This is a genomic window from Pedobacter sp. (assembly GCF_035566355.1).
Classification (GTDB): Bacteria; Bacteroidota; Bacteroidia; order Sphingobacteriales; family Sphingobacteriaceae; genus Pedobacter.
In genome coordinates this window covers 1-3,686 of sequence record NZ_DATMRL010000503.1, presented here as the reverse complement: position 1 = coordinate 3,686, position 3,686 = coordinate 1, and the positions used below count along the sequence as shown (strand labels likewise).

The 3,686-nt window shown below is 42.8% G+C and carries 3 protein-coding genes and 1 pseudogene; 3 read left to right on the top strand and 1 reads right to left on the bottom strand.

Annotated elements, in window-relative coordinates:
* The coding region (locus tag VNZ46_RS19525) for an NAD-dependent epimerase/dehydratase family protein (protein ID WP_325561756.1) at positions 1 to 774 on the bottom strand (774 nt) is incomplete at its 3' end.
* Between the two features lie 330 nt (positions 775 to 1,104).
* Here VNZ46_RS19525 and VNZ46_RS19520 point away from each other — a divergent pair.
* From VNZ46_RS19520 to VNZ46_RS19510, 3 genes and pseudogenes are all read left to right on the top strand, one after another.
* Positions 1,105 to 1,776 (top strand): gluconate 2-dehydrogenase subunit 3 family protein, encoded by a 672-nt coding sequence (locus VNZ46_RS19520; RefSeq protein WP_325561754.1) that lies wholly within the window; start codon positions 1,105 to 1,107, stop codon positions 1,774 to 1,776.
* Between the two features lie 15 nt (positions 1,777 to 1,791).
* Positions 1,792 to 3,495: a GMC family oxidoreductase gene (locus tag VNZ46_RS19515; protein WP_325561752.1), complete on the top strand. Its 1,704-nt coding sequence runs from the start codon at positions 1,792 to 1,794 to the stop codon at positions 3,493 to 3,495.
* Positions 3,495 to 3,686, top strand: a pseudogene (locus VNZ46_RS19510) (gfo/Idh/MocA family oxidoreductase); the annotation flags it as partial. The gene VNZ46_RS19515 and the pseudogene VNZ46_RS19510, both read left to right, overlap by 1 nt.

Here is a 3,686-nt window from a genome sequence, read left to right as displayed (position 1 = left end):
TTTCCTGATTTCAGCAGCAAGTACCTCAGGTGTAAAACTTACGCCGCCAAAATTATAACTGGAACGGATCGAGATTTTGCTCGCTTCTGCATCCATTAACTCAATCGTTCCGCGAATGGCATCGTCCATATACATCATTGGAAGCTCCGTTTCTGCAGAAAGGAAAGAAGAATATCCTCCTTTTTTTAGTGCATCGTGGAAAATATGGATCGCATAATCTGTTGTTCCTCCTCCTGGAGCAGCTTTCCAGCTGATCAGCCCCGGATAGCGGATACTGCGAACATCCAAACCGTATTTTTGATGATAATATTCACACCAGCGTTCACCGGCAAGCTTACTGATTCCATATACCGTATTCGGATCCATTACACAAAACTGCGGAGTCTGGTCTTTTGGTGAATTAGGACCAAAAACCGCAATAGAACTTGGCCAGTAAACCTTAGCCGTTTTATACACCAGAGCCAGATCCAATATATTCAGCAGGCCATTCATGTTCAGGTCCCAGGCCAGTTTTGGATTTTGTTCTCCGGTTGCAGACAATAATGCAGCAAGGAGATAGACCTGGGTGGGTTTGTATTTCTGAAAGATGCTGTTTAAAGTTTCTTTCTCCAAAACATTCACGAACTCAAAGGGTCCGGCATTTTTTATATCATAATCCGGTCTGCGGATGTCGCAGGCCACAACATTACTTTCTCCATAGGTCTTTCTCAAAGCGGTTACCAGCTCGGTACCGATCTGTCCGTTTGAACCTAGTACTACTATTTTTTCAGTCATTAAAATACGGTTTTGGCAAAGGTAAAAAAATGGGGGATATTTTGTTAACACCGCATTTATGAAAAAAACTAAAAAAGGTGTTATTAATCCAGACAATTTGTTCTTCTGCAGGTAAAAAAAAGATTCTGTCTAAAGTGTCTAGCCGCAAGTCTATTGTGGCCTAATTCGCTCTGAGGGCGGGTCTTTATTTAGAAAGAATCTATTTAGTAACAAAATCAATATAAACAAAACTGATTTGGTGTAAATATTACACTTTCTGTTTGGAAATTCCTATTTTAGAAGAACTAACACACTTAGGACCTAATTATTTAAAACCAAATTTAAATCACTATGGATAGAAGAGACGCAGTTAAAAGTGTAGCTTTTTTACTCGGAGGCGCACTTTCTGCTACTACGATCGGTGTTTTTCTGGAGGGCTGCAACCCAACAGGGAACAAAGACAACTCCAAATTATTTTCTCCTGACCAGGAAAAAGTAATTACAGAAATTGCCGATATCATTATTCCAACCACCTCCTCACCAGGGGCAAAAGCTGCAGGTGTTGGACCGTTTATTTCCATGATGCTTAAAGAATGTTATCCGGAAGAAGCCCAAAAAGCTTTTGTGAAGGGCTTAGACGATCTGGAGGCCAGTTCTAAAAAGCAATTCAGTAAATCCTTCCTGGAGCTTGATGTTAAGCAAAAACAACAGCTGCTTGGCAAACTGAGGGAGGAAACCATTGCTGCCCAAAAGGCAGAGAGTGACAAAACTGAAGCAGAAAGAAAGGCAAAAGAAAACACTGTGATCCAAAAACCAGAGAAAGAACAAGCCGGTAAGCCTATGGCGGCAAAAGAAAAGAAAGAAGCCACTCCTTATTTCTTTGCCATCGCACGTGACCTGACTTTACTGGGTTACTTCACTTCTGAAATTGGTGCAACTCAGGCTTGTGCTTATCTGGACATTCCCGGCCACTATGATGGAAACGTACCTCTGAAACCTGGTCAGAAAATTTGGGCAACATAATTTAAGAGAAAAACAATGAGTAATTTAAATACAAAAGCAACCACACAAAATACATATGATGCCATTGTAGTCGGATCTGGAATAAGTGGTGGATGGGCAGCTAAAGAATTAACAGAAAAAGGCTTAAAAGTTCTATTACTGGAAAGAGGAAGGAACGTTGAGCATATAAAAGACTATACCACGGCGATGAAAAAGCCTTGGGAATTTGAACACCGCGGCCGTTTAACACAAGAGCAGAAAAAAACGCACCCGGTACAGATCAGGGATTACCCTTACCAGGAATTTAACGAAAGCTTCTGGGTAAATGACCTGGACTGTCCTTATACAGAGGTAAAACGTTTTGACTGGTACAGAGGTTTCCATGTAGGTGGAAAATCACTGATGTGGGGACGTCAGAGTTATCGTTTGAGCGATCTGAATTTCGAGGACAATCTAAAAGACGGTCATGGTGTAGACTGGCCTATCCGTTATAAAGACCTGGCCCCATGGTATGACTATGTAGAACGCTTTGCAGGCATTAGCGGAAGCAATGAAAACTGGCCCGCCCTACCTGATGGACAGTTTCTTCCTCCTATGGAGATGAACTGTGTGGAAAAAGAAGTGAAGAAACGTATAGAATCGAAATGGAATAAATCCAGGATCATGACTATTGGCCGTACAGCCAATTTAACGGTAGAACATAAAGGAAGAGGAAAGTGCCAGTACCGCAATTTATGCAGTAGGGGCTGTCCTTTTGGGGCTTACTTCAGTACGCAGTCCTCTACCCTTCCGGCAGCTGTTGCTACAGGTAATCTGACACTTCGTCCTTATTCGCTGGTGAATCAGATCTTGTATGATAAAGAAACTCAAAAGGCAAAAGGTGTATTGGTGATCGATTCAGAAACAAATGAGCATATCGAATACTTTGCAAAAATTGTTTTCGTAAACGGTTCTACTTTAGGTTCTACTTTTCTGCTGCTGAATTCTACATCAGCAGAATTCCCGGATGGTCTGGGTAATGGCAGCGGGCAGCTGGGCCATAATCTAATGGACCATCATTTCCGCTGTGGCGCATCTGGAAGAGCAGAAGGCTTTGACGATAAGTATACCTATGGAAGACGGGCCAATGGAATTTACATTCCACGGTACCAGAACATGGGCGGAGACAAACGCGATTATGTAAGAGGATTTGGTTATCAGGGCGGTGCAGGCCGTGGCAACTGGCATAAAGAAATTGCAGAAATGGCTTTTGGTTCAGAATTTAAAGATCTGATGACCACTCCTGGCGAATGGAGCATGGGACTTGGAGGATTTGGTGAATCTCTGCCTTATTTTGAAAACCGCGTGTATATTGATAAAACCAAGAAAGACAAATGGGGACAACCCGTTCTGGCTATCGATTGTGAGTTCAAAGAGAATGAGCAGAAAATGCGCGTGGATATGATGAACGATGCAGCGGAAATGCTGGAAGCGGCAGGTATGAAGGACGTGCACACTTATGATAATGGTTCTTCTCCGGGCATGGCCATTCATGAAATGGGAACAGCCCGTATGGGACACGATCCTAAAACCTCTGTACTCAACAAATGGAACCAGATGCATGAAGTGAAAAACGTATTTGTGACCGATGGTTCCTGTATGACTTCTGCAGCTTGTCAGAACCCATCACTAACTTATATGGCCTTAACCGCCAGGGCCTGTGATTATGCGGTAAGTGAATTAAAGAAAAATAACATTTAATGGCTTCAGGAAAGATAAGAATGGGCATGATTGGCGGTGGAAAAAATGCCTTTATTGGAGCAGTCCACCGCATAGCAGCCAATATCGACGGGCTCATAGAACTGAGTTGTGGAGCATTGAGCTCTAATCCGGAAACAGCAAAGGCATCTGGTAGGGATTTATTCCTGCCGGAAAGCCGTAATTATGGTAGT

Coding starts and splice junctions, on each gene's coding strand:
- VNZ46_RS19520 (WP_325561754.1), top strand. CDS start 1,105: ATGGATAGAAGAGACGCAGTTAAAAGTGTAGCTTTTTTACTCGGAGGC.
- VNZ46_RS19515 (WP_325561752.1), top strand. CDS start 1,792: ATGAGTAATTTAAATACAAAAGCAACCACACAAAATACATATGATGCC.